Origin of the sequence: Kordia aestuariivivens (assembly GCF_014397005.1) — a bacterium.
Classification (GTDB): Bacteria; Bacteroidota; Bacteroidia; order Flavobacteriales; family Flavobacteriaceae; genus Kordia; species Kordia aestuariivivens.
Window position 1 is genome coordinate 24,402 of record NZ_JACGWS010000001.1, and the last position, 25,649, is coordinate 50,050.

17 protein-coding genes and 1 tRNA gene are annotated in these 25,649 nt (G+C 35.1%); 13 read left to right on the forward strand and 5 right to left on the reverse strand.

All coding sequences use genetic code 11. The features are described from left to right. The first annotated feature begins 105 nt into the window (after positions 1-105). The 3 genes from cphA to H2O64_RS00115 all read left to right on the forward strand — a co-directional run bounded on the left by cphA (position 106) and on the right by H2O64_RS00115 (position 4,613). Complete coding sequence (gene cphA / locus H2O64_RS00105) at positions 106-2,757, forward strand: cyanophycin synthetase (RefSeq protein WP_187560100.1); 2,652 nt, start codon at positions 106-108, stop codon at positions 2,755-2,757. Positions 2,758-2,941: 184 nt separating this feature from the next. Next, entirely contained in the window at positions 2,942-4,228 is a 1,287-nt protein-coding gene (locus H2O64_RS00110; RefSeq protein ID WP_187560101.1) for a metallophosphoesterase, read from the forward strand. A gap of 88 nt (positions 4,229-4,316) precedes the next feature. Beyond that, positions 4,317-4,613, forward strand: coding sequence for a thioredoxin family protein (locus tag H2O64_RS00115; RefSeq protein ID WP_187560102.1), 297 nt, complete (start codon positions 4,317-4,319; stop codon positions 4,611-4,613). Here the strand turns inward: H2O64_RS00115 and H2O64_RS00120 are convergent. Then, a complete protein-coding gene (locus H2O64_RS00120; protein WP_187560103.1) occupies positions 4,610-5,263 on the reverse strand; it encodes a polysaccharide deacetylase family protein in 654 nt (217 codons plus the stop codon). The genes H2O64_RS00115 and H2O64_RS00120 overlap by 4 nt on opposite strands. Positions 5,264-5,275: 12 nt before the next feature. After that, a complete protein-coding gene (locus tag H2O64_RS00125) occupies positions 5,276-8,548 on the reverse strand; it encodes a glycosyltransferase family 117 protein (protein ID WP_187560104.1) in 3,273 nt (1,090 codons plus the stop codon). Between the two features lie 158 nt (positions 8,549-8,706). On the opposite strand from H2O64_RS00125, the gene H2O64_RS00130 reads away from it, so the two are divergent. From H2O64_RS00130 to H2O64_RS00145, 4 genes are all read left to right on the forward strand, one after another. Next, positions 8,707-8,779 (forward strand) — tRNA-Gln (locus H2O64_RS00130). Between the two features lie 526 nt (positions 8,780-9,305). Continuing rightward, positions 9,306-10,976, forward strand: coding sequence for a peptidase domain-containing ABC transporter (locus H2O64_RS00135; RefSeq protein WP_187560105.1), 1,671 nt, complete (start codon positions 9,306-9,308; stop codon positions 10,974-10,976). Next, the gene (locus H2O64_RS00140) at positions 10,970-12,328 is read left to right on the forward strand and encodes an HlyD family secretion protein (protein WP_187560106.1); all 1,359 of its coding nucleotides are present in this window, start codon (positions 10,970-10,972) and stop codon (positions 12,326-12,328) included. Before H2O64_RS00135 ends, H2O64_RS00140 begins: the two co-directional genes overlap by 7 nt. A gap of 2 nt (positions 12,329-12,330) precedes the next feature. Then, positions 12,331-13,731, forward strand: a complete 1,401-nt coding sequence (locus H2O64_RS00145; RefSeq protein ID WP_187560107.1) for a TolC family protein — start codon at positions 12,331-12,333, stop codon at positions 13,729-13,731. Between the two features lie 412 nt (positions 13,732-14,143). Here the strand turns inward: H2O64_RS00145 and H2O64_RS00150 are convergent, their stop codons facing one another. Continuing rightward, positions 14,144-15,934, reverse strand: a complete 1,791-nt coding sequence (locus H2O64_RS00150) for a helix-turn-helix domain-containing protein (RefSeq protein ID WP_187560108.1) — start codon at positions 15,932-15,934, stop codon at positions 14,144-14,146. Between the two features lie 189 nt (positions 15,935-16,123). Here H2O64_RS00150 and H2O64_RS00155 point away from each other — a divergent pair, with 189 nt between their 5' ends. Together H2O64_RS00155 and H2O64_RS00160 are read left to right on the forward strand one after the other, a co-directional pair. Beyond that, the gene (locus H2O64_RS00155) at positions 16,124-16,339 is read left to right on the forward strand and encodes a hypothetical protein (RefSeq protein ID WP_187560109.1); all 216 of its coding nucleotides are present in this window, start codon (positions 16,124-16,126) and stop codon (positions 16,337-16,339) included. A gap of 81 nt (positions 16,340-16,420) precedes the next feature. Next, positions 16,421-17,737, forward strand: coding sequence for a hypothetical protein (locus H2O64_RS00160; protein ID WP_187560110.1), 1,317 nt, complete (start codon positions 16,421-16,423; stop codon positions 17,735-17,737). A 77-nt stretch (positions 17,738-17,814) separates the two neighbouring features. Here the strand turns inward: H2O64_RS00160 and H2O64_RS00165 are convergent, their stop codons facing one another. Further along, the gene (locus tag H2O64_RS00165; RefSeq protein ID WP_187560111.1) at positions 17,815-18,639 is read right to left on the reverse strand and encodes a universal stress protein; all 825 of its coding nucleotides are present in this window, start codon (positions 18,637-18,639) and stop codon (positions 17,815-17,817) included. A 156-nt stretch (positions 18,640-18,795) separates the two neighbouring features. Here H2O64_RS00165 and rimP point away from each other — a divergent pair, with 156 nt between their 5' ends. From rimP to infB, 3 genes are read left to right on the forward strand one after another with little or no spacing between them, the layout of a single operon-like run. Then, the gene (gene rimP, locus H2O64_RS00170; RefSeq protein ID WP_187560112.1) at positions 18,796-19,260 is read left to right on the forward strand and encodes a ribosome assembly cofactor RimP; all 465 of its coding nucleotides are present in this window, start codon (positions 18,796-18,798) and stop codon (positions 19,258-19,260) included. Between the two features lie 13 nt (positions 19,261-19,273). Beyond that, positions 19,274-20,506 (forward strand): transcription termination factor NusA, encoded by a 1,233-nt coding sequence (nusA, locus tag H2O64_RS00175; RefSeq protein WP_187560113.1) that lies wholly within the window; start codon positions 19,274-19,276, stop codon positions 20,504-20,506. Positions 20,507-20,555: 49 nt separating this feature from the next. Further along, positions 20,556-23,447, forward strand: coding sequence for a translation initiation factor IF-2 (infB, locus tag H2O64_RS00180; protein ID WP_187560114.1), 2,892 nt, complete (start codon positions 20,556-20,558; stop codon positions 23,445-23,447). Between the two features lie 283 nt (positions 23,448-23,730). Here the strand turns inward: infB and H2O64_RS00185 are convergent, their stop codons facing one another. Next, positions 23,731-24,129 carry an SPOR domain-containing protein gene (locus H2O64_RS00185; protein WP_187560115.1) on the reverse strand — a complete coding sequence of 133 codons (399 nt, stop codon included), beginning with the start codon at positions 24,127-24,129 and terminating at the stop codon, positions 23,731-23,733. Between the two features lie 212 nt (positions 24,130-24,341). On the opposite strand from H2O64_RS00185, the gene H2O64_RS00190 reads away from it, so the two are divergent. Beyond that, complete coding sequence (locus H2O64_RS00190; protein ID WP_187560116.1) at positions 24,342-25,628, forward strand: cytochrome c3 family protein; 1,287 nt, start codon at positions 24,342-24,344, stop codon at positions 25,626-25,628. Positions 25,629-25,649 lie beyond the last annotated feature (21 nt).

A 25,649-nucleotide genomic window follows, 5' to 3' on the forward strand; every position in this document is an offset into this window, starting at 1 on the left:
GGATGATTTTTTTCTTTATAGAATCTTAAAAAGGACTAAGAAATCTGTGAAATTTTTCTATATTTATGACTTATCTTGTTATGAAACAAACAAAATTAACCACAGATGGAAATAAGAAGTATAAATGCAATGCGAGGACCAAATTATTGGTCCGTAAGAAGACATAAACTAATCGTAATGGTGCTGGATTTACAAGAGATGGAGCAACTTCCAACCAATAAAGTTGATGGTTTCGGAGATCGATTAAAAGCTATGTTTCCATCAATGTATTCACACCGATGTTCAGAAGGTTGTGAAGGTGGTTTTTTTATGCGTGTTGACGAAGGAACTTGGATGGGACACGTTATTGAGCATATTGCACTAGAAATACAAACCTTAGCGGGAATGGACACAGGTTTCGGAAGAACTCGTGGATATGGCGAAGAAGGCGTATATAATGTAGTTTTCTCATACATGGAAGAAAAAGTAGGGCGCTATGCAGCAAAAGCTGCTGTTCGTATTTGCGAAGCGTTAATTTCTGGAGAAGACTACGATCTATCGGAAGATATTCAAGAAATGCGTGAAATTCGTGAAGATGAACGTTTAGGTCCAAGTACAGGTTCTATTGTGGAAGAAGCAGTAAGTAGAGGAATTCCTTGGATTCGATTGAATAAATATTCATTATGTCAATTAGGATATGGTGCGAACCAAAAGCGAATTCAGGCAACGGTAACCAGTGAAACCAGTAATATTGGTGTTGAAATTGCGTGCGATAAAGAAGATACTAAATACTTATTGGAGCAAGCGGAAGTAGCAGTGCCAAGAGGTGAAATTATTCGCAGAGAAAGTAGTTTAAAAGAAGCATGTCGTTATGTTGGATATCCTTTAGTGGTAAAACCCGTAAATGGGAATCACGGAAGAGGGATTACCGTTGATATCAATAATTACGAAGATGCCGTAGTTGCTTTTAAAGCGGCACAAGAAATTTCGCGATCAGTTATTATAGAGAAATACATCACAGGAGACGATTATCGTTTGTTAGTGATCAATAATGTATTAGTCGCTGCTGCTAAAAGAACGCCAGCGCATGTCGTTGGAGACGGAACATCTACGATTCAAGAACTCGTTGACGAAGTAAATAAAGATCCGCGTCGCGGGTATGGACACGAAGAAGTGTTAACCATGATTAAAATTAACGATCTCACAAAAACCTTAATTGCAGCAAAAGGGTATACGCTAGAAACCGTCTTAAAGAAAGACGAAGTGATGATCTTAAAAGATACGGCAAACCTAAGTACAGGTGGAACTGCGGAAGATGTAACAGATATAGTACATCCTGCAAATGTGTTTATGGCAGAACGTATTTCTAAAATTATTGACTTGGATATTTGCGGAATTGACGTTATGACTTCAGATATTAGTAAACCGTTGGAAGATACAGGCGGTGCAGTATTAGAAGTAAATGCGGGTCCAGGATTCCGTATGCACTTAGCGCCAACAGAAGGATTGCCAAGAAATGTAGCAGCGCCCGTAATTGATAAGTTATTTCCTCCGGGATCAACTTCACGGATTCCAATAATTGCAGTTACTGGAACTAATGGAAAAACCACAACAACACGATTGATTGCTCACATGGCGAAAATGAAAGGATACAAAGTTGGTTATACCACAAGTGATGGCGTGTATATTCAAAACCGATTATTGATGAAAGGTGATTGTACTGGACCATCAAGTGCTGAGTTTGTATTGAAAGATCCAACGGTAAACTTTGCCGTATTAGAATGTGCTCGTGGCGGATTGTTACGCGCAGGTTTAGGATTTAAAAACTGCGACATCGGAATTGTAACCAACGTTGCAGCAGATCATTTAGGACTCAAAGGAATTCATACCATAGAGCAATTGGCCAAAGTGAAAGGAGTGATTCCTGAAACAGTGTTGCCAGATGGAACCGTAATTTTAAATGCGGATGATGATTTGGTGTATGCAATGCGTAAAAATGTAGATTGTAATGTGGCGTTATTCTCGTTAGATGAAAATAATCCACGAATTAAAGCGATGCAAAAGCGTGGCGGACTTTCTGCAATTTATGAAAATGGATACATTACTATCTGTAGAGGCGAATGGAAAATGCGTGTGATAAATGTGGTAAATGTTCCGTTGACTTTTGGCGGAAAAGCTACGTTTATGATTCAAAATGTATTACCAGCAGTCATTACAGCATATTTAAAAGGATTTACCATTGAAGATATGAAAGTTGCCTTGGAAACATTTATTCCATCTGCATCACAAACGCCAGGACGTTTGAATTTATTCAAATTTAAAAACTTCCAAATCTTAGTAGATTATGCACACAATCCATCAGGAATGCGCGCATTAAAACAATTTGTAGATAATATAGAAGCCTCTGTAAAAGTCGGAATCATTGCTGGAATTGGCGATAGAAGAATAGAAGATAATAACGAAATGGGCGGAGTTGCCGCTGAAATGTTCGATGAAATCATTATTCGTCAAGACAAACGCTTGCGCGGGAAAACGGAAGAGGAATTAATTAAGATGTTGAATGATGGGATTAAAATGAAAGATCCTAATAAGAAAACAACTATCATTCCTTCAGAACGAGAAGCTATTTTACATGCTGTTAAGAATATAAAACCAAACGGACTTATTGTATTGTGTAGTGATGTCGTGCCAGATGCGTTAGATTTAGTCAAGAAACTGAAAGAAGAGGAAGCCAATGATTTGTATGATTATACAGTAGGCGACATTCCAAACTTATAATAAAACATATCTTATATTGTCATTTCTGAGCGCAGTCGAGAAACTTTGAAACCGTATTTTTCATTGCCTCTCGACTGCACTCGACTTGACACATATGTAAATTAAGGAATCTCAATATGTTAAAGTTCCTGTAAATCGTCATATCAATTAGCGGATAACAAGTATTTTTGTTAAAATTTTGCAAATGTTACGTTTTTTAATCCCAATAGTTTTAGTTCTTATCTTAGAGCTATATACTTTTTTCTCCATACGTGCCTTAACCAATAATAAATTCATCCTCATAGGATTTTGGATCTTTACGGTTGTTGTATACGCTGTTTTTTTCTATCAAATGAACTTAGCACAACGCGAAGGACGCTTTAGTCTTTCTACTGGATATGCAATTGCGTTGGCACTTACAGCATTGGTCCCAAAACTATTCATATTCGCTATTTTATTTACAGAAGATCTCTACCGGTTGTTTGCTTATTTTCAACATAATGGAATGACGGTTGGCGAAGCAATTCCTTCGCGAAGAAAATTCATCAGTCAATTGGCATTAGGGATTGCGGCAATACCTTTTGCAGGTTTTTTGTACGGAATTTTTCAAGGAAGATACAATTACAGAGTCATCAAGCATACGATGTTTTTTGATGATTTGCCAGAAGCATTTGATGGTTATAAACTGACGCAAATATCAGACATTCATTCGGGAAGTTTTGATAACAAAGAAAAAATTGAATACGCTGTCGATTTAATCAATGAACAAAAAAGTGATGTCATTCTTTTTACAGGCGATATTGTAAATGCAATTGCCGAAGAAATGGATCCTTGGATTGATACCTTTAAACGCTTGGAAGCGAAAGACGGATTGTTTTCCATACTAGGAAATCATGATTATGGATATTATGCATATCGCGATCAAAAAGATATCGACGAAAATCATCAAAAAATAGAAAAGGTACACGAAGCTATTGGTTTTGATTTATTGTTGAATGATAAACGAACACTTGAACGAAATGGCGAGAAACTACATATTTTAGGTGTTGAAAACTGGGGCGCTTCCCGTCATTTTCCAAAACGAGGAAGTCTGCGAGAAGCTTCAAAAGATGTAGTTGATGGAGAATTCAACATTTTATTATCGCATGATCCTTCTCACTTTGATTATAAAGAAATGGAAATTCGTAAAAAAGAAAAAGAAGATCCAGCTGTTATCACAGATGAACCAAATGTTATCAATTTTGAAAAAAAGATTCAACTTACCTTGGCTGGGCATACACACGGAATGCAGTTTGGGATCGAAATTCCATTCTTAAATTTAAAATGGAGTCCTGCAAAATACAGATATCCGCGTTGGGCAGGATTGTATGAAGAAGCTGGAAAATACTTGCATGTAAACCGTGGATTTGGCGTATTGGCGTTTCCAGGACGTGTTGGAATTTGGCCAGAAATTACAGTGATAGAGTTGAAAAAACGTGAGAAAATAGCATAATCGCAAGAAAATAGTACATTTGTAACAGCGGATTACTATTTTTTTAAGTAAAAATATAGCAATTCAATAAAAATAAAAACATTCGCTTATGTCAAAATTTGGTGAATTAATTAATGCAAACATTCCAATTCTGTTAGATTTTTATACAGAATGGCATGAACAGTCTAAGGCAATGCATGCTGTATTGAGAGATGTAGCAGCTGCTGTTGGCGATAGCGCCAAGGTTATTAAAATAGACGTTGATAAAAATAAAGAATTAGCGGAAGCGTTACGCGTGAAAGGACTACCAACACTGATGATTTATAAAGGTGGAGAAATGGTTTGGAGACAAAGTGGCGAGCAAGATGCTAATACATTGATCGGATTAATTACCGAGCACGTTTAAATCGTTATACGATCAAACGTATAGCCTAAGTTACTAAAATGCTTCAATATTTTTGGAAGCACATACGTTAGTTTGTTATATGCTTTCAAACTATCGTGAAAAACAATAATACTTCCAGCTTCTGTATTGTTCATTACGTATGCTAGACATTTTTCTTGAGACAAATCTTTGTCAAAATCACCACTTAGCACATTCCACATTATAATTTTATAGCCTAATTTCCTAAGCTTTTTTGAGAGTTGAGGTGTAATTTTTCCGTACGGCGGACGAAATAAGTGTACAGGTATATTTTGATGTGATTCTAATGCGTTTAAAAGACTTTCGTGTGCTAGTTTAGTGTCAGATAGATATGTTTCGTTAGAAACCTTCCAAGCGTTTACGTGATGTTGTGTATGATTTCCGATGGCATGACCTTGCGAAATAATTTCATTATAAATTGCTGGATGCTTCTGAACATTATCACCAATACAAAAAAAAGTAGCTTTCGCATTATAAACGGCAAGTTGTTCCAAAACCCAAGGTGTTACTTCCGGAATTGGTCCATCATCAAAAGTGAGATAGATTTTTTTCTCTGTAACTGAAAACTCCCAAACTAGCGATGGAAATAACCATTTGACTAGTTTGGGAGTTTTTGCAGTATATAATTTCATTTGAGAATAATATTACTCTTCTAAACCTCCAAAAAGATGTTTAAATTGCTCAACATATCCTTGAAATAACATGGTTTCTTTTTCTAAAAGTTCTTTTTGACCGTTTGCATCTAGCAATTCAACCAAACTTTTATACTTTTCTAAAAACCCGTAAATTTCTTCAAGTTCATTTGATTGTTGACTGAGCGGAACATCTTTGTAATAATTTAGATATTCAATATATTTTGTTTTCACTTCATTGTAAACAGCAATCGCTTTGTCTGTTTTGCCAATCTTGAAATAACCGTCAATAAAAGGTTCGGTAAAGATGTAATAACCAAAGTATTTGATCGGCATTTTTTCAAGTGTCAAATCAATAATAGTTTCCGCCTTCTCATTTTTACCTTCTTTCACCAATTGTTCCACCAATTTCGACAAGTTTGTTCGGTATGAAATACTTTGTCTTCGTGTTTGCGGATCGTGGTAAATGTCGTCGCTATCAGAATTACCCCAATCCCATTTCATGACGTTATCATACATTAAGTCTGTATTTACGCGTCCCATGTCGTAATTGCTTGGTAATTTTGTTTCAATCGGAACGAGCTTGTATACCAAACCATCTAACTGAAGAAAATCTTTCATCCAGATATATTCTGCTTTATCAAAACTTCCGCCTGTAAAGTAAATTGGGCGCTTCCAATCGTTTTGATTCAGAATATCCAGCATCATTAAATTGTTTTTATAAATGGCAGTTTTTGGCAATTCAATGTCAATATAATCAACCATTAAATGTCTGTCTTCTGGACTTACATATTTTGCTGCGTTTTCCTTGTTTACAGGAACTCTAATTTTCGTTACCGGATAGTATGTGATATTTCGCTGACTCGCTGGAATGTTAGGATCTTCAACATCATATACTTCATCAATTAAATATCCATATTTCGTATTTTTTCTATCACTTAAAACCCAATCCATAAATTTATCAAGTTCCCAAACAGTACTATCAGGAACAGCCGGATGGCGTTCGTAACGAATATAGTTTCGGGTTCCATGTTTGTATTGGTCATGTGTCATTTCGGAAGGAACGGCTTCACTGTCAAACGCTTTTTTCTTCATTTGATCAATATACCAATCGGTTCCAAGCAAGCTTGTGTTAATCGTGCGCACGTCAGTTCTATACTTTTCAACACTTTGCGCATACCAAAGTGCAAACGAATCGTTGTCACCAATAGTGAAAATCATAGCGCCAGTATCTTCTTCCATAGAATTCAAATATGCTTTTGCTGTAGATTGCGCTGTGTAGCGGTTAGATCTGTCGTGATCATCCCAGTTTTGCGTTGCCATTAATAACGGAACTGCTAACAAAGCAACAACAGTAATGGCACTTGCGGCAATTTTTCCTGTTACGTATGATTTCATCACATCAAAAATTGCATACACTCCATAGCCAATCCAGATGGCAAATACATAGAACGAACCGACCAATGCGTAATCTCGTTCTCGTGGTTCAAAAGGTCTTTCGCTTAAGAATACTTTCAATGCCAATCCTGTGAATAAGAAAAACACGAGTAAAATCCAAAATTGCTTTTGTGCGCGTGTCAACAAGAATACAAAGCCAAGCAGCCCAAAAATTAGTGGTAAAAAGAAATACGTATTTCTTCCTTTATTATTTAAAACATCTGACGGAAGATTGTCTTGTGAAGCACCCAAATGCATTTCGTCAATAAACTTAATTCCGCTAATCCAGTTTCCGTGATTGTCTAGTTTTCCTTGAATATCATCTTGTCGTCCAACAAAGTTCCACATAAAATAACGCCAATACATGTACCCCATTTGGTAATTGAGCATGTAATATAAATTGTCTCCAAAAGATGGTGGTATTACATTTACGTATTCTCTTATTTTCTTTATATAGTTCTCGTAGTCTTCTGCGTAAATTTCTCCATTTGCCGCACGCATTTTAAAATCGTTTATGATTTCAACAATTTCTTTTTCGGAGCGATATTCTGGTTTTATTTCAATATCCAACAATCCGCTATATTCCATATAGTTTACTGCATGTTCCGAACTCCACATTCTTGGGAGAAAACCTCTGTGTTTGCTATCGGAATTTTGCTTGGCACCTTTCCATTGATTTACAATAACATACTTGTCCAAAGCTTCGTCTTTTTCATAACGAGGTTTGTCGTCCACATACGGTTCCTCTTTGTCAAGTCCACCATAAATATCTGTGTACATTGGTCCGTAAAGGATATGTGTTTCAGGATATTGCTCTAAGTTGTAATACGCTAATAATAAATGCGCATTTGACGGTTGATTTTCATTTACGACAATATCTGAATTTGCACGAATAGGAATCATTAACCATGTAGAGAATCCCATTAAAATAAAAGCCAAACAAAGTGTAATTGTATTTAATAAACGATAATTGTGTTTTTTGGTATAATTTAACGCAAAGTAAAACGCGCCAATAAATAATAATCCAGCAATAATATATCCTGAATTAAAAGGCAATCCGAAAGTATTTACGAAAAACACTTCCATCTTCCAGAAAATACTTAATGTCGTAGGAGGAAGAAATTTGAATACAAAAAAGAGTACTGCAATTGAAATAACATTTGCGATAATGAAACTTTTTATGGTAACCTTTTCGTAATTTTTAAAATAATAAATCATTCCCAACGCAGGAATTGTCAATAATCCCATTAAGTGAACACCAAAAGCGAGTCCAATTACTAAAGAAATTAAAATTAACCATCGGTCGCCTCTTGGTTTATGCATTTCGTCTGCCCAACGCAATGCCACCCAAAACAGCACAGACATTAAGCAAATAGCCATTGCATATACTTCGGCTTCTACGGCACTAAACCAAAAACTATCAGAAAATGTAAATGCAAGCGAACCTACTAAACCACTTCCTAAAACAGCAATTTGTTTTCCTAAGGTAAATTCAGATTCATCATCAGTTTCATTGACACTTAGTAAAGAAGCTTTCCGTACCAAATTTGTAATGGACCAAAACATAAAAAGAATGGTAAAAGCACTCGAAAATACGGATAAGTAATTTACCATCACTGCTACCTGTTCAGGGCTAGAAGCAAATGTTCCAAAAATGGCGCCCATCATTTGGTAAAAAGGTGCTCCAGGCGGATGCCCTACTTGAAGCTTTGCAGCAGTACTAATATATTCAGCACAATCCCAATAACTAGCGGTAGGTTCTACCGTTAAGCTAAAAGTAATTAATGCTATTAAAAAAACTACCCATCCCAAGATGGTGTTCCATTTTTTAAAATCTAAAGAAGTCATGTATTTGCTTTTAATAGGACTAACCGCGAATTTAAGAATTTATAATATATGAAATGTATTTTTTTGGAAAACGTTAAGAATCATTTTATTTAAAATAATTAAATAAAATGTTTGGTCGTTTCAAACTTTGTTTTAAATTTGCAACCGCAATACAGTATTGGCCCATGGTGTAACTGGCAACACGTCTGTTTTTGGTACAGAAGAGTCTAGGTTCGAGCCCTAGTGGGCCAACTTAAAATCCCAATCGATTTAGATTGGGATTTTTTTATGCCATATATTTTGTAATTGCTTGATAACGTGGGTGAGAAGTTTATGCTGAGCCTAGTAGAAATAAATCCTAATGGAGCAATGAAAAGCGCCTTTTAATACGAAAGGCGCTTTTTCTTTTAGATACTTTCCTTAATTCCTGTCAAACTAAACAAAAAATAAAGTGCTTACAGCATCTTTTTTACTTCAAAATATTTTTCGCGTTTACGCTTGTTTTTTTAATTATTTTAAAAAAGAACTGTGTATAAATTTGCGTTATTCGGTTTTTTCAAACACTTTTTTGTTAAAATTTTAAACAAAAAAAATATTTAAAATAAAGATAATCAGGTGTTTGAAATATTAAAATGTTAATTTTAATATTAATAGTTTCAATATTAATAGTATTACTATTATATTTGCGTTCGTAAATATTAAAAAAGTTAAAAATTTAGACAGTTTTATCACGATATTCACAAACATATGTAAGTGAACGTTTTTAATGAAAAAAACAATGACAAAAACGCAATTATCACCTTGGCAACGTTTTGTTGGCTTGCTTCAGTTAGAGAGAAAAGATATATTACAGATTCTTTATTATGCCATCTTCGCAGGAATTGTAGCATTATCGCTACCACTTGGAATTCAATCAATCATCAATTTGATACAAGGTGCGCAAGTATCAACTTCTTGGGTTGTGCTAGTTGTATTGGTAACTTTAGGAGTTGTGTTTTCGGGTGCATTACAATTGATGCAACTGCGAATTATAGAAACCATACAGCAGCGTATTTTTACACGCGCATCTTTTGAACTCAGCTATCGTTTTCCAAAAATCCGAATGGATGAGCTCCGAAACTACTATCCGCCTGAGTTGGCAAATCGATTTTTTGATACATTAACCATTCAAAAAGGATTGTCTAAAATATTAATAGATGTGCCTTCTGCCTTGTTGCAGATATTATTTGCGCTCATTCTATTATCATTCTATCATCCGTTTTTTATCATTTTCGGAATCTTATTGCTGCTTTTAATTTATATAGTATTCAAGTTTACAGCTCAAAAAGGATTGCAAACAAGCTTAGACGAATCTAAAAATAAATACAAAGTTGCGCATTGGATTCAGGAAGTAGCAAGAACAATGGTAAGTTTCAAGCTTTCTGGAAATACCAATTTGGCACTCAAAAAAAATGATGCGTTGGTTTCTGAATATTTAAAAGCTAGAGAAAGTCACTTCCGTATTTTAGTATTACAATTCATCCAAATGATTTCGTTTAAAGTGTTAGTCACGGCGGGATTATTACTCATTGGTGGCGCATTGGTATTAAATCAGGAAATGAATATTGGACAGTTTGTCGCAGCAGAAATTATCATCTTACTTGTAATTGCTTCGGTTGAAAAACTAATTGTTGGTCTAGAATCTTTTTACGATGTATTAACGTCTATTGAAAAATTAGGACAAGTAGTTGACAAAGGTTTGGAAGCAGAAGAAGGTGAAACACCTAATTTTGATCCTGAAGTAACGATTGAACTTGATAATGTTTCGTATAAAGTTGAAAATAGAGAAAAACCAATTTTAAAAGATATTTCGTTAACGATCACGCCAAAAAGTAGAATTTTAATTCAGGGTGAAAGCGGTTCAGGTAAATCGAGTTTATTACGACTCATAACTGCCGTTGTAGCGCCCACAGCAGGAAGTATTTATGTCAATAAATATTCCATAGAAAGTTTACACTTAAATCATTATCGATCGCATTTGGGATTATCACTTTCAGAAGAAACCCCTTTTGAAGGAACGATACGAGAAAACTTAACATTTGGAAATGAAAATATTTCTGATGACACCATATTTTGGGCTTTAGAAAAAGTAGGATTGACACAATTTATAAAAGAACAACCGAAAGGATTAAAAACCATTCTAAATCCGGAAGGAAAACAAATTTCGTATAACATTTCTAAAAAAATAGTGCTGGCAAGAGCAATTATCAAAAAGCCAAAAGTATTAATTCTAGAAGATCCACTAGATCAATTTAATGTTGATGAAAGTAATATTATTATTGACTTCTTAACAGACAAATCAAATCCGTGGGCATTAATTGTAGTAAGTAGCAATGAACGTTGGAAAACAGGTTGCGCAGGTTTGATAACACTAGATAAAGGAGAAATTAAAAGTCGAAAATCATGCTAAACATTTCACATAATCAACTCAACAAAAAGGTCGATCTTACCAAATTCGAATCTGGTAAAAACATCTTTAATCGAAATTATTACAAACAACTCAATAAATTCTTGTTTGTGTTTGCTGTTGTTGGAATCATTATACTATTTCTTCCATGGACGCAGAATATTTCTGGACAAGGTTTGGTGACTACATTACGGCCAGATCAGCGTCCGCAAACGATTCAATCTCAAATTCCAGGACGAATAGAACAATGGTTTGTTCGTGAAGGCGATTCTGTGAGAAAAGGCGATACCATTCTTAAAATATCAGAAGTGAAAAGTGCCTATTTTGATGATCGATTGGTAGAACGAACTGGCGATCAAATCAAAGCGAAATCATCTTCTGTAACTGCCTACAAAGGAAAAATTAGCGCGCTAGAACGCCAAGTATCAGCGTTGCAAAACGAACGAAGCTTAAAACTAGAGCAAACGCAAAACAAACTATTACAAGCAAAACTGAAAATTAAAGGTGATAGTATTGATGTAGAAGCAGCTCGAATTAATGAAAACATTGCACAACGTCAATACGATCGTACCGAAACATTACAAAAAGAAGGTTTAAAGGCTGTAAAAGATGTGGAAGAAAAACGCTTAAAACTTCAAGAAACGCAAGCAAAATTAATTTCGGCTGAAAACAAATACTTAGCAAACAAAAACGATTTGCTGAACGCAAAAATAGAATTGTCGCGCACAAGAGCTACGTATGCAGACAAAATTTCAAAAGCGCAAAGTAACATGTTTACAGCACAATCAAGTCAATTTGATACAGAAGCGCAAGTAACGAAGTTGGAAAACGAATACACAAACTATAAAGTTAGAAACGGATTATTATACATTACAGCACCACAAGATGGTTTCATCAACAAAGCAATCAGAGGCGGAATAGGAGAAACCTTTAAAGAAGGCGAAGAATTGGTCGGAATTATGCCTGCAGGATATGAATTGGCTGTAGAAAGTTTTGTACGACCAATTGATTTACCATTAATTCACATTGGTGAAAAAGTGCGTGTACAATTTGATGGTTGGCCTGCAATCATATTCAGTGGTTGGCCCAATGTTTCTTACGGAACGTACGGAGCAAAAGTGGTTGCGATTGAAAACTTTATCAGCGACAATGGAAAATACAGAATTTTGTTAGCGCCAGACGAAGATGATCACGATTGGCCAACAGCAATTCGAGTTGGATCAGGTGCAAAAACGATTGCATTGCTAAACGATGTGCCAATTTGGTTTGAACTTTGGAGACAACTCAACAGTTTCCCGCCAAATTACTATCTACCAGATGGAAAAAACAGTAAAGACAAAACAGCTAAGAAATAATCATGAGATACATCTTTCTTTTACTTGTATTTCTTTTCAGTGGAAACGTCACTGCTCAAATTGAAAATCCATTAGACTCTATCATGTCTCTGGATGAATATCTTGGGTATGTAAAAACGTATCATCCCATTGTGAAACAAGCAAATTTGATCATTAACGAAAGTGAAGCAAAATTGCTAAAAGCACGTGGTGCATTTGATCCTAAATTGGAAGTTGATTACAATCGAAAAAAATTCAAGAACACAGCATATTACGATAAACTCAACGCAACATTCAAAATTCCAACGTGGTATGGAATTGAATTAAAAGCAAATTTTGAAGAAAATACAGGCGAATTTTTGAATCCTGAATTTAATGTGCCAACAGACGGTTTGTACAGCGCAGGCGTTTCGGTTTCATTGGCAAGAGGTTTATTGATCAACGAGCGAATGGCAATGTTGAAGCAAGCCAAATTGTTCACACAACAAGCACAAGTAGATCAGCAATTATTGGTCAACGAAATTTTGTATGAAGCAGCGATTACATACTTTAAATGGTTAAAATCGTATCGAAACAACCAAGTGTACCAATCATTCTTATCGAATGCAGAATTGCGTTTTAACGGAATCAAAGCAAGTTTTCGAGAAGGTGAAAGAGCTGCTATTGATACGTTAGAAGCACGATTGACCTTAAATACACGAAAATTAGACTTGGAAAAGACGCGTATTATGTATGTGAAATCGTCGTTGGAGTTGTCTAACTTTTTATGGTTAAATAATAACACGCCAGTAGAATTAAAAGAAAGCATTCGTCCAGATACAACCACTTTTGAGCGCATTGATGAAATTTTGAATGTAACGGCGTTTGACAATGAAGATTTTGATGTGGAAGCGCATCCAAAAATACAATCGCTCAATTTAAAGTATGAAAGTTTACAACTCAACAAGCGTCTAAAGCAAAATATGTTATTGCCACAAATTGATTTGCAATACAATTTTTTATCGGAAACGCCCGATGAACCCGGAACGTTCAATACGCAAAACTACAAAGCGGGTTTAAATATCAGCTTTCCATTATTCTTGCGAAAAGAACGCGGCGATTTGCGTTTGGCAAAGCTAAAATTACAAGATTTAGAATTTGAACGCACGACAACACGTGTAACACTCAAAAACAAAATCAATGCAGTTACACAAGAAATCACCTCGTACGAATTGCAAAACCGACTCACACAAGAATTGGTAGATGATTATGAAGTGATGCTTCAAGCGGAAGAGCGAAAATTTTTCCTCGGAGAAAGTTCGTTATTCCTAGTCAATTCGCGAGAAGCAAAACTTATAGAAAACAAAATCAAAGCCATTGAGCTTGAAAACAAATACTTTACAACCAAAGCCAATCTCTTCAATATTATGGCGAATATGTTGTAAGGATATGAAAAAGGAGAAAGAAGAAAAGTAAAAAATCCCAATCGTAACTGATTGGGATTTTTTTTGTTAGTCAAATAATATAATTGCTGAGAAATATTAACAAACAAAAGGATTTGTTGATTGACACAGATCTACAAACTCATTTGGTTCCGTCTTTGGAATAGAGTCGACATCTGTTGTCCGTTTCGTGTCATCTTTTAGTCCACCGTTTAATGCGAGTACATGTGTAAGATTCGCAATTTTAGATTTTTGTAAACGTAATCGAAAAGTTGTTGTTTTTAATTTCATGGTCAAATAAATTTAATGATTTATCATAAAATTAGTACAACTTTTGCAAACTATAATGCTGTTTTACAGGAAGGTAGTTGCAATTTATAAATTGCACTTCGATTTGTGTTATAAAACAGTGTTTCTAAGAATTTGAGTGTTTTACTTGTTGTATAAAATCGGAAGGTTGCATCTTTGTCTTTCGTTTAAAAGCTCTGGCAAACGATTGCGAATTATTAAATCCAACCTCTAAAGCAATTGCCTTAATAGTATATAGTAAAAACTGACTATCGTTTTGAATTTTATCAATAGCATAATCAATGCGTAAATCATTCAAATACGCTGCAAACTTCTTATTCTTATACGTATTGATCACTTTTGATAAATATGCAGAATTGGTTTGAAACTTCTTTGCCAAACCTGTCAGTGTAATATCGTTCGTAATAAAAGTGTTCTTTATTTCAAAATGCTGTAATTTTTCCAAAAGCTGATTTATTACTTCTTCAGGAACACCAATTTCTTTTACATCGAGTTTATCAACAACTGTTTTTTCATTGGAAACGCTCGTTTCATGTGCTTTTACAAACTCTTGAAAACGCTTGCGTAAGCGTTGTTGTTTCGAGTAAAACCCAATCAAAATTAATAAAAAAACAGCAAACAATACAATAGCTAAAAGTACAATGCTGTTGTATTGTTTATCTTTATTCTCTAGTTCTTCATTCAATTGTTTCTGTTTAGAAAGTAGCACACGTCTGTCATATTTTTGGGCAATCTTTGCGCTTAAACGACGATAATCTTTACTAAGTTGACTTGAGGCAAACAAAGCCTTTTCAATATAAAACACAGCTTTCGTTTTATCTTCTTGTTCTTTATAATAAGAGTATAATGCGTCATAACTTTCCATTACACGCGTAGAAATATGATTCGGATTTAGTGAAAACACGGAATCTACCTTCTTGTAATACGAAATGGCAATCTCTTTTTGTTGTAAAGAATCATGCGCTTTTCCTAAAAAAAGGTAAGCATCAATCAGTGGTAACTTGTCGGTGCTTGCTACAAAATTGGAAATCGTTTGAGATAAACTATCAATAGCGGTTTGGTAATTTCCTTCCAAAAACAAATTTCGTCCTTCGGTAAACACTAAAAAATTATACACTTTAGTGTCATTCTCTTTTGAAGCAATCTTAATGCCTTCGGAGTTGTATTTTCGTGAAGAATCAACCTGATGCATTAGTGTATACACATCTGCCAATGCTAAATACGAACGCATAAAATCATTTGGATCGCGATTTGGATTTTGCAAATCATGTTGGTAAGACTCTTTAAAAATAAGTAAAGCTTCATCGTGCAATTCCAGTCGCTTCTTTAAAATTCCGACATTATGTTTATTTGCAGACAACAGCTCTAAATTCTCGTTCATTTCTGTGTAGTCAATAGCTTGTAAATAATTCTCTAAAGCTTCCTTATAATTTCCTTTTGAATACGAAACTGCGCCTTTATAAGTATACAAAACAGCCGGATAGCGCTCGTGTTTTAGTGTTTTGCTTAAAGCGATTCCTTTGTCGTAATATCTAAAACTTTTTCGATAATCATTTTTATGCGCAATGCCCAACAATTCATACCCAATAGTCATCTGTAATACATCTTTTTCTTTTGTGGCTTTCGCCAGATAGGACTCGGCATACAAAACTCTTTGAAGTGAATCATTTTTAACACGCTCAAACGAAGTGCGCAACGTTGTGTATGTTTTCTGTTGAAGCGAATCAGGAAGTATAAAACCTGAATCTTCTTGTGCAGATACACCATTCAGTACAAGCAAAAACAGCACAACAAAAAGCAATTGTTTTTGCAAATAAGAAAATAATACAACTGCGAAAGTGGAAAGCCAACTTCTCGGCGTAATGAAAAAGATAGAAAAATTAAAAAGTGGTTTCATCTCTATAAATATAGTTTTTTTGGTCGTAAAAAGTCTTAATAAAACTACAATTCAAAATGATCTTGCAATTTATAAATTGATAGATGCAATTCATAAATGGTGAGAATAATCGTTTTTTCTCAGCAAAAAAGCACCCTACATTTGGATTGTTGCAACACTTCACAAAATAATAATCAAACATCAGAAATTATGAAAAAAAAGAAAATTGATCTACACAAATTGATGTTACATAAAACGCGTATTTCCAACTTCAATATCTCAGGTGGAAATGCAGAAACCTCTGTTTCCTTCTTTGTGGCATGTCCAATACCGCAGCCAGCAAGTTTAACATGTAAGCCAACAACTTCGTGTGATTCTTGGCGACACACGCAATGTGACAGAACTGTATGTGCTACAAATAACTAATCAAAAAAAAGGAGAAACCAAAAAATCCTGATTTTTTTCAAAATCAAAAGAGTACGGAAAACCAAAAAATCACAAATAATTATGAAACCAACAAACATAAAACTGTTCTTTCTAGCAGCAATGTTAATTTTTATGAACTCTTGTTCCAAAGATGAAGCTGTCCTAGATGAAGAATCAATAACAATAGAGCAAACTGATCTGGCAAAACAATCAGCAGCTCACGAAGGATTGTTTGAATATGCACGCTTAGTATCCATAGCAATCAACAAACATTCAGGAATGAATGAAGCGTTGCAGGAAAAAGCGCTGGAATTGCAAAGTACAGGTTATTACGAGCAAGAATTCTACGTAGGAATGCAAGGGGAAACGCAAGCAAAAGGATTTGGGAATAACTCTTTAAATAGTCTGTTAGAAGATGTTGATGGAGAAAAATCAGCTGTAAAAATCAAAGATTATTTAAAAACAAATCCTGCGATGTCTGTCTTACTCATTGGTGATGCGAAATCGCAAAAATTTTCCAATCGTGTATATGTAGACAATGGTTTTGATGACATGAATCCAATGGAAATGATTTACTACTATGAAAATGGAACCTTACATTCAGAATCTATAAGTGAAGAGTTAACTTCAAATGCATTCATTGTTAGAAACAGTGAAGTATACATCAACGAAGATGATGCTATAAACAAAACAGGAGATGATGCAGGAGTTGTATTGTTCTCGTATGCTGATGGACGATCTGTAAAAGTGAATTCGGGTGCTGTAAATGCAAATTCTAAATTAGTTCCAATAGATGAAGAGCCAGGCGGCGGAGGTGGCGGCAGTGGATATCCACCACCACCAACATGTAACGAGCCTTGCGAACGTGATTGTGAAAGCGGAACAGAAAATTTATGGCGTTTTAGAACACAAAATGATTACGATGGATTTTGGAGAGGTAAAGGTGAATGGTTCTTTGTAATCATTTGGGCAGATGGCGCAAACTATACTTTACAAAATGGAGGTGTAACTGTTACGGGTTCTGCATTGAGTTACTTACGTACGGGTCAAATAAATAATGTGCGTGGCGATTACTCATGGCACTATCCTAACTTTAGTTCCATCATTTGGGACAGAGTTGCATCTCCTACAAATCCAGTGGCGGATGGAAATAGAATGAAAGTTGCATGTTTTGAATCTGACGGTGGAAGCACACAAACATTCACGGCAACACTAACCTATAGTTTAGCGACACAAGGAGCTGGAACTTTTGGGTTCAATCTTCCAATCAGTTTTACGATTAATGATGGCGATGATTTTATTGGAGAATACTTAGTGGAATACTGTCATGATATAGGATCTAACGGATTTATATATAATCCGGAATATCAAGTTGACTTTCAACATAATGAACGCTAAAAAAACTAAAAATCCCAATCAATGCGATTGGGATTTTTTTATATAAGACTCTTTTAATTTTTTGAATCATTCAATCTTTAAATCTTAAATGTAATCACAGGACGCAATGCATGATTGACCAAATCTTCGCTAATACTTCCGTTAAAGAAATGCGCCAAGCCTTGTCTTCCATGTGTGCTCATTCCGATCAAATCGGCATCAATAGATCGAGAAAAGTTTAAAATTCCATGTTCAATTGTGTCATCATTATACACATGTAGTTCATGTTCCTTAAAGTCTTCAAAGCCAACAATAAAATCCTTCATTTTCTTTTCTGCGGCAGCAGTCGTCACAAAACGGTTAGGTGTATTCACAAACAGTAAATGAAGTTTAGCTCCATAAATATTTGCAAAATCTATTGCTTGCTCAAACACAAGTTTCTGATCATCAGTAAAATCGGATGCAAACACAAAATTGGTAACATTAAAATCCTCAATAGCATTCTTTATTACCAAAACGGGCGCGTCAGCTGTACGCACAACTTTTTCTGTGTTCGACCCAATAAACATTTCTTTAATACCAGTAGCACCACTTGATCCCATCACCACCAAATCAATATCGTGCTGACGAATTGCCTGTGTAATTCCATCAAAAGCTTTATGTGTCTCAACAGTAATTTCTACATTAATATCTTTCATGAAATCTTGGTTCATGGTTTTCTCAAAACGCTCATGTGCAATCTTCATAAATAACAACTGTTCTGGGACGTTCAAATTTGTGTCTCCAGACAAAAGATGTGAAGGAAGTTCTAGCATGTGCATCAAATAAATAGTAGCACCATTTCTTTTAGCTAAAGAAGCCGCAACTTTTAAAGCATATTCAGCTTGATCAGAAAAATCGGTTGGAAGGAGAATTTTTTTCATGTAACTATTAGATTTTAAGATAATAACTAAAGTTACAAATAAAAATCCTTTGGTTGAATAGTTTTTAAGATTAGAAAAAATGTGTATATTTGCACCGTTATAAGACGAAAAGATTAAAAATGAGGGGACATAAGTCCCCTCTTTTCATACTAAAAAATGTTTAAAGAAAAGGTTAATACTTTATTGCAAGAAGTCCTTGATGAGGATCAATCACTATTTCTTATCTCCAAGGAGATTACAGCGGGAAACAAGATTGTGATTGTGATTGACGGCGATAATGGAGTTACATTAAGTGACTGTATGAAGGTAAGTCGTAACATAGAGCACAACCTAGATAGGGAAGAAGAAGATTTCTCTTTAGAAGTTTATTCTTCGGGAGTTTCAGAAGGAATTACGCATATTCGTCAATATAAAAAAAATATTGGCAGAAAATTAGAAGTAATCACCACAGACGACAAAAAAGTAGAAGGTACTTTAGTTGAAACGGATGATGAAAAAATAAAATTGCAATGGAAAGCGCGCGAGCCAAAACCCATTGGAAAAGGTAAAGTAACAGTTCAGAAAGAACAAGAAATACCTTATGGAGATATTATAAAAGCTAAAGTTATGGTAACATTTTAATTAAAGACATGTCATGGAGAATATAGCATTGATTGAGTCGTTTTCGGAATTTAAGGACGACAAGCTAATAGATCGTGTAACGCTAATGGCGATATTAGAAGATGTTTTTAGAAATGCATTAAAAAAGAAATTTGGATCAGATGATAATTTTGACATCATTATAAACCCTGATAAAGGAGATTTAGAAATTTGGAGAAATAGAATCGTAGTTGCTGATGGAGAAGTAGAAGAGCCAAACCAAGAAATTGAATTGGCAGAAGCACGAAAAATTGAGCCAGATTTTGAAGTTGGAGAAGATGTATCTGAAGAAGTAAAGTTGATTGATTTAGGAAGAAGAGCTATCTTAGCATTACGTCAGAATTTAATTTCTAAAATACACGAACACGATAACACAACAATCTACAAACAGTTTAAAGACTTAGTAGGAGATATATATACAGCTGAGGTGCATCACATAAGACACAGAGCTGTTATATTGTTAGATGATGAAGGAAATGAAATTGTGTTGCCAAAAGAAAATCAAATTCCTTCCGATTTCTTCCGAAAAGGAGAAAACGTACGAGGAATTATTGATAAAGTAGAGCTTAAAGGAAACAAGCCTATGATTGTCATGTCGAGAACAGCACCAGAATTCTTGGAAAAATTATTTGAACAAGAAATTCCAGAAGTTTTTGACGGATTAATAACAGTGAAAAAAGTAGTAAGAATTCCAGGTGAAAAAGCAAAAGTAGCTGTAGATTCTTATGATGATAGAATTGATCCTGTGGGAGCATGTGTGGGAATGAAAGGTTCTCGTATCCATGGAATCGTTAGAGAATTAGGGAACGAAAATATAGATGTAATCAATTACACAACGAATTTACAATTATATATAACACGTGCCCTGAGTCCAGCAAGAGTAAGTTCATTAAAAATTAATGAAGAAACGAAGCGTGTTGAAGTATTCTTAAAACCAGAAGAAGTTTCAAAAGCAATTGGAAAAGGTGGATTTAACATTCGATTAGCAGGACAACTTACAGGATATGAAATAGATGTATATCGTGAAGGTGCTGAAGAAGATGTCGAGTTAACTGAGTTCTCAGATGAAATAGAAGCTTGGGTAATTGAAGAATTTAAGAAAATTGGTTTAGACACCGCAAAAAGTGTATTAGATCAAGAATTGGATTTCCTTGTGAAGCAAACCGATTTAGAGGAAGAAACCGTTGGGGAAGTAATACGAATTCTTAAAGAAGAATTTGAAGATTAATAAAAAAGCAATTTTTTATATAAAAAGAGGGTAAAATTTAGAATAGCTTATGGCTGAAGAGAACAAAATAAGGCTTAGTAAAGTACTACGCGAATTAAATATTTCGATCGATAGAGCTGTCGACTTTTTAACGCAGAAAGGACATTCTGTGGAAAAAAGACCGACGACTAAAATATCGCGAGAAATATACAATGTGCTACTTGACGGTTTTCAAACTGACAAGAGTAAAAAAGTGGCTTCTAAAGAGCTAGGAGAAGAGAAAAGGAAGGAGAAAGAAGCACTAAGAGAAGAACTTGTAAAAGAACAAGAAGAAGCGCAACGAATAAAAGAAGAGCGTGAAAAAGTAGTGCGTGCAAAAGCAAACTTATCTGGCCCGAAAACGATTGGTAAAATAGATTTGAACCCTCAAAAAGACAAATCGGAATCGGTAAAAGAAAAAGTTGCAGAAGCACCAAAAGCACCTGTTCAATCTGTTCAAGAAACGCCTAAGCAAGAAGCGCCAAAAGTAGCAAAGAAACCAGAAGCGCCTAAAAAAGTAGAAGCACCTGTAAAAACTGAAAAAGAAACGACAGTTGCCTCTAACAGACCTTCATTCTCAAAGCCGAAGCAAGTTCAAAAAATTGATCTAAAGCCTAAAAAGGCGGCTGCTCCTGTTGTTCCAGCTCCAGTGACTCCAACTCCAGCTACTCCAGCAGCTGAAGTAAAAACTGAGGAAGCTGCAGAACCTGAAAAAAAGACAATAGAGACCAAATATCAAAAACTTTCTGGTCCAAAAATGACAGGTCAAAAAATTGACTTGACACAATTTAACAAAGCCAAGAAGAAAAAAGAAGATAGTAAAAAAGAATCCGAAGCAGACAAAAGGAAAAAGCGTAAGCGTATTTCTAAAACTGGTGCAGGAGGAAATAACAATAACAACAATCGTACAGGTGGTGGAAATAGAGGTCCAGGGAACAGAACCTCCGGTGGCGGAGGTCGTGGACCAGCTAATCGTCGCGGACCAGTACGTAAAGCTCTTGTTGCTAAAGTTGAGCCAACAGAAGAAGAAGTACAAAAACAAGTACGTGAAACACTTGAAAAACTTCAAGGAAAAAGTAGTAAGTCTAAAGGATCAAAATATCGTAGAGATAAAAGAGATGTTCGTAGACAGAAAACTGAGGAGGATTTAGAACAACAAGCAGCAGAAAGCAAAGTATTAAAAGCAACAGAATTTGTAACTGTTGGTGAACTTGCTACAATGATGGATGTTGGAATCAACGAAATTATCTCTAAATGTATGATGCTAGGAATCATGGTAACCATGAACCAGCGTTTAGATGCAGATACACTAACTATTGTAGCAGAAGAATTTGGATTTACAGTAGACTTTGTTGCGGCAGATATTGAAGAAGCAGTCCAAGAAGAAGAAGATGCACTAGAAGATTTAAGACCAAGAGCACCGATTGTAACCGTAATGGGGCACGTTGATCATGGTAAAACATCCTTACTAGATTACATTCGTAAAGAAAATGTAATTGCAGGAGAATCTGGAGGAATTACACAGCATATTGGAGCTTATGGAGTAATGCTAGAAAATGGGCAACGAATCACATTTTTAGATACACCAGGTCACGAAGCCTTTACAGCAATGCGTGCACGTGGTGCGCAAGTAACAGATATTGCAATTATTGTAATTGCTGCGGATGATGATGTAATGCCACAAACAAAAGAAGCGATTAGTCACGCACAAGCGGCTGGAGTCCCTATCATATTTGCAATTAACAAAATTGATAGACCAACTTCGAATCCTGAAAAAATTAAAGAAAAACTTGCAAGTATGAACTTACTTGTAGAAGATTGGGGAGGAAAAATTCAATCACATGATATCTCTGCAAAAACAGGTTTAGGTGTTGGTGACTTACTTGAAAAAGTATTGCTAGAAGCTGAATTATTAGAGCTAAAAGCAAACCCAGATAAAAACGCAGTCGGAACTGTTGTAGAAGCATTCTTAGATAAAGGACGTGGATATGTATCAACAATTCTTGTGCAAAATGGAACATTAAAAATTGGTGATTACCTATTAGCTGGAAAGCAAAGTGGTAAAATCAAAGCGATGTTTGATGAGCGAGGAAACAAAGTTGAAACAGCCAATCCGTCAACAGCAGTATCAATACTTGGATTAGATGGAGCGCCACAAGCGGGTGACAAATTTAATGTATTTGATGATGAAAAAGACGCAAAGCAAATTGCTGTAAAACGTACACAATTGCTTCGTGAGCAATCTGTTCGTACTACGCGTCGTACAACATTAACTGACATTGGTAGAAGAATCAAAATTGGAGACTTTAAAGAATTAAACATTATCCTAAAAGGAGATGTGGATGGTTCGGTAGAAGCTTTAACAGATTCATTCCAAAAGCTATCAACGGAAGAAATTGAAGTAAAAATCATTCATAAAGGAGTTGGAGCTATTACTGAAAGTGATGTATTATTGGCAAGTGCTTCTGATGCAATTATCATTGGATTTAATGTGCGACCAGCAGGAAATGCAAGAATGGTTGCTGACAAAGAAGAAATCGATATCCGTACATACTCTATCATCTATGATGCTATCAACGATGTGAAAGATGCAATGGAAGGATTGTTGTCTCCAGAAATGAAAGAAGAAATCACAGGTAATGCTGAAATTAGAGAAACATTCAAAATCTCTAAAATTGGTACAATTGCTGGATGTATGGTAACGGATGGTAAAATATTCAGAAACTCTAACATTCGATTAATTCGTGATGGAGTTGTGATCTTTACAGGAGAATTATCATCGCTAAAACGTTTCAAAGACGATGCGAAAGAAGTAAGCAAAGGATACGATTGTGGATTGCAAGTGAAAAATTACAATGACATTAAAGAAGGTGATATTGTAGAAGCTTTCCAAGAAGTAGCCGTAAAGAAAAAGTTGAAATAAACTTTGTAGATATACAATCAAAAAAAAGGATCGCAATTTGCGATCCTTTTTTTTATAATATTTCTTTAGTGTCTAATAAAACATTTCCCATTCTTGTAAAACTTTGCTGTCAAAGAATTTCTAAGGCATCTTTGTGAATAAGGAGTGATTAAAAAGAGCGAGATAGCATGTGGTATTTTATGGTAGAAATAGTATTGGTTACCATTTAGTCTTTATTCTATGATCTAACAGCGCAGCGGTCTTTTATCTTTTTTAGACAACAATAATAATTTTTTTAAAAAAACTATTTCTTCTTCTTTAATGGTGAAAAAATAAAAGCGTTAGGAAACGTTTCTTTGACTTCTAACAAATAACGGTCTGCTTCTAGGCTTGTTCTAAAATCGCCTACCCAAACTTTATAATTTGGTGTCTCAAACTTAATAGTTACGCTAATGTCGCTGTATTTAGATTCGAATCTTGATTTCGATCGCTGCGCATTTTTAAGATTTCCATTAAAAATCTGAATCTTAAAGCGCTTATTATTATCTGTTTCTTGGTTGATTTCTTTCTGATATGTAAGTAATTTATCAATTTTTGGGTCTTTTGAAATATTAATTTCTGCTTGTTGTGCACAAACAACTCCCGAGTAAAAAAATGCCGATACGGCTAAAATGGTGCTCTTTTTTAAAGCTAAAAATCTCATAATGAATACAATTTTATACAAATGTAAAATATACTAACGAACTTTAAACCACAAATGTTATTTAGAATTGCTATAAATTACAAATTAACAGTTCAGTAACATTTCCCAAATTAAACGCTATTCGTATTTTTGCTCAAATTTGGAATCAGCATGAAGGTCTAAGGTAAGACTAACTTAGAAAAAACCATGCCAAATTAAGAAGACTTAAAAATATGAAAAAGGTGAATCGCCGTAATTCAATTTCAAGAATTTTAGGAATCGCGCTAGCGCTAATGCTAGCATTTTCAACCTCAATCTTTGCTCAAGAAGGCGACGTGACGGCTGGAAAAGCGTTGTTCAATGCCAACTGTGCTGCTTGTCATAAGTTAGACTCTAAGTCAACCGGACCGATGTTAAGAGGTATTGAAGCTCGTTTAGCAGAAGATGAAGGCTTAGACCGTGAGTGGTTGTACAAATGGATTAAGAATAGCTCAGCCTTGATTAAATCAGGTGATAAATATGCTGTAAAAGTATTTGAGGCTAATAATGAGAGCATCATGACGCCTTTTCCTCAGTTGAGTAATAAGCAAATAGATGATATCTTAGCGTATACAGCTCAGCCGAAAACAGTCCCAGATGGCGGTAAACAACTTACAGATGTGCCACCTGTTGCTCCGGGAGGTTTTTCAAGTGAAATGATTCTTTGGGCATTAATCGTTTTATTCGGTTTATTAGCATTAGGTTTATTCTTAGTAAACAAAACACTTCGAAAATTTGCAGTAGCAAATGGAACGTTGGTTGAAGAAGAAGCAAAAGGAACGCCAATTTGGAAAGCATTTGCTCAAAATCAATTCTTAGTAATCGTTACCACAATCTTCTTCTTGTTAGGATCTGCATACTTTGGATATGGATATCTTATGCAAGTTGGAATCGATCAAGGATATCAGCCAATTCAGCCAATTCACTTCTCGCACAAAATTCACGCAGGAGATAACAAAATAGAATGTAAGTACTGTCACTCGTCAGCGAGAGTAAGTAAGCATTCAGGAATTCCAGCGCTAAATATATGTATGAACTGTCACATGAACATCAATGAGTACAACGGAGAAACATCTGCGAAATACTCTAAAGACTTCTACGACAAGGAAATCAAAAAAATATACGAAGCAACAGGTTGGGACGCAGCAACACGAACGTATTCAAATGAGCCAAAGCCAGTGAAATGGGTGCGTATTCATAACTTGCCAGACTTTGTATACTTCAATCACTCACAACACGTAATGGTTGCTGGAGTTGATTGTCAAACATGTCACGGAGAAGTACAAGAAATGGAAATTGTTGAACAGCATTCACCATTAACAATGGGTTGGTGTATCAACTGTCACAGAGAAACAGATGTGAACTTTAAGGGTAATGCATATTACGATAAAATTCACGAGCAGTTAAAAGAAAAATATGGTGTTGAATCATTCAAAGCGTCTGAAATGGGAGCTTTAGAATGTGGAAAATGTCACTATTAATATTAATTAAGAAGCTAATTT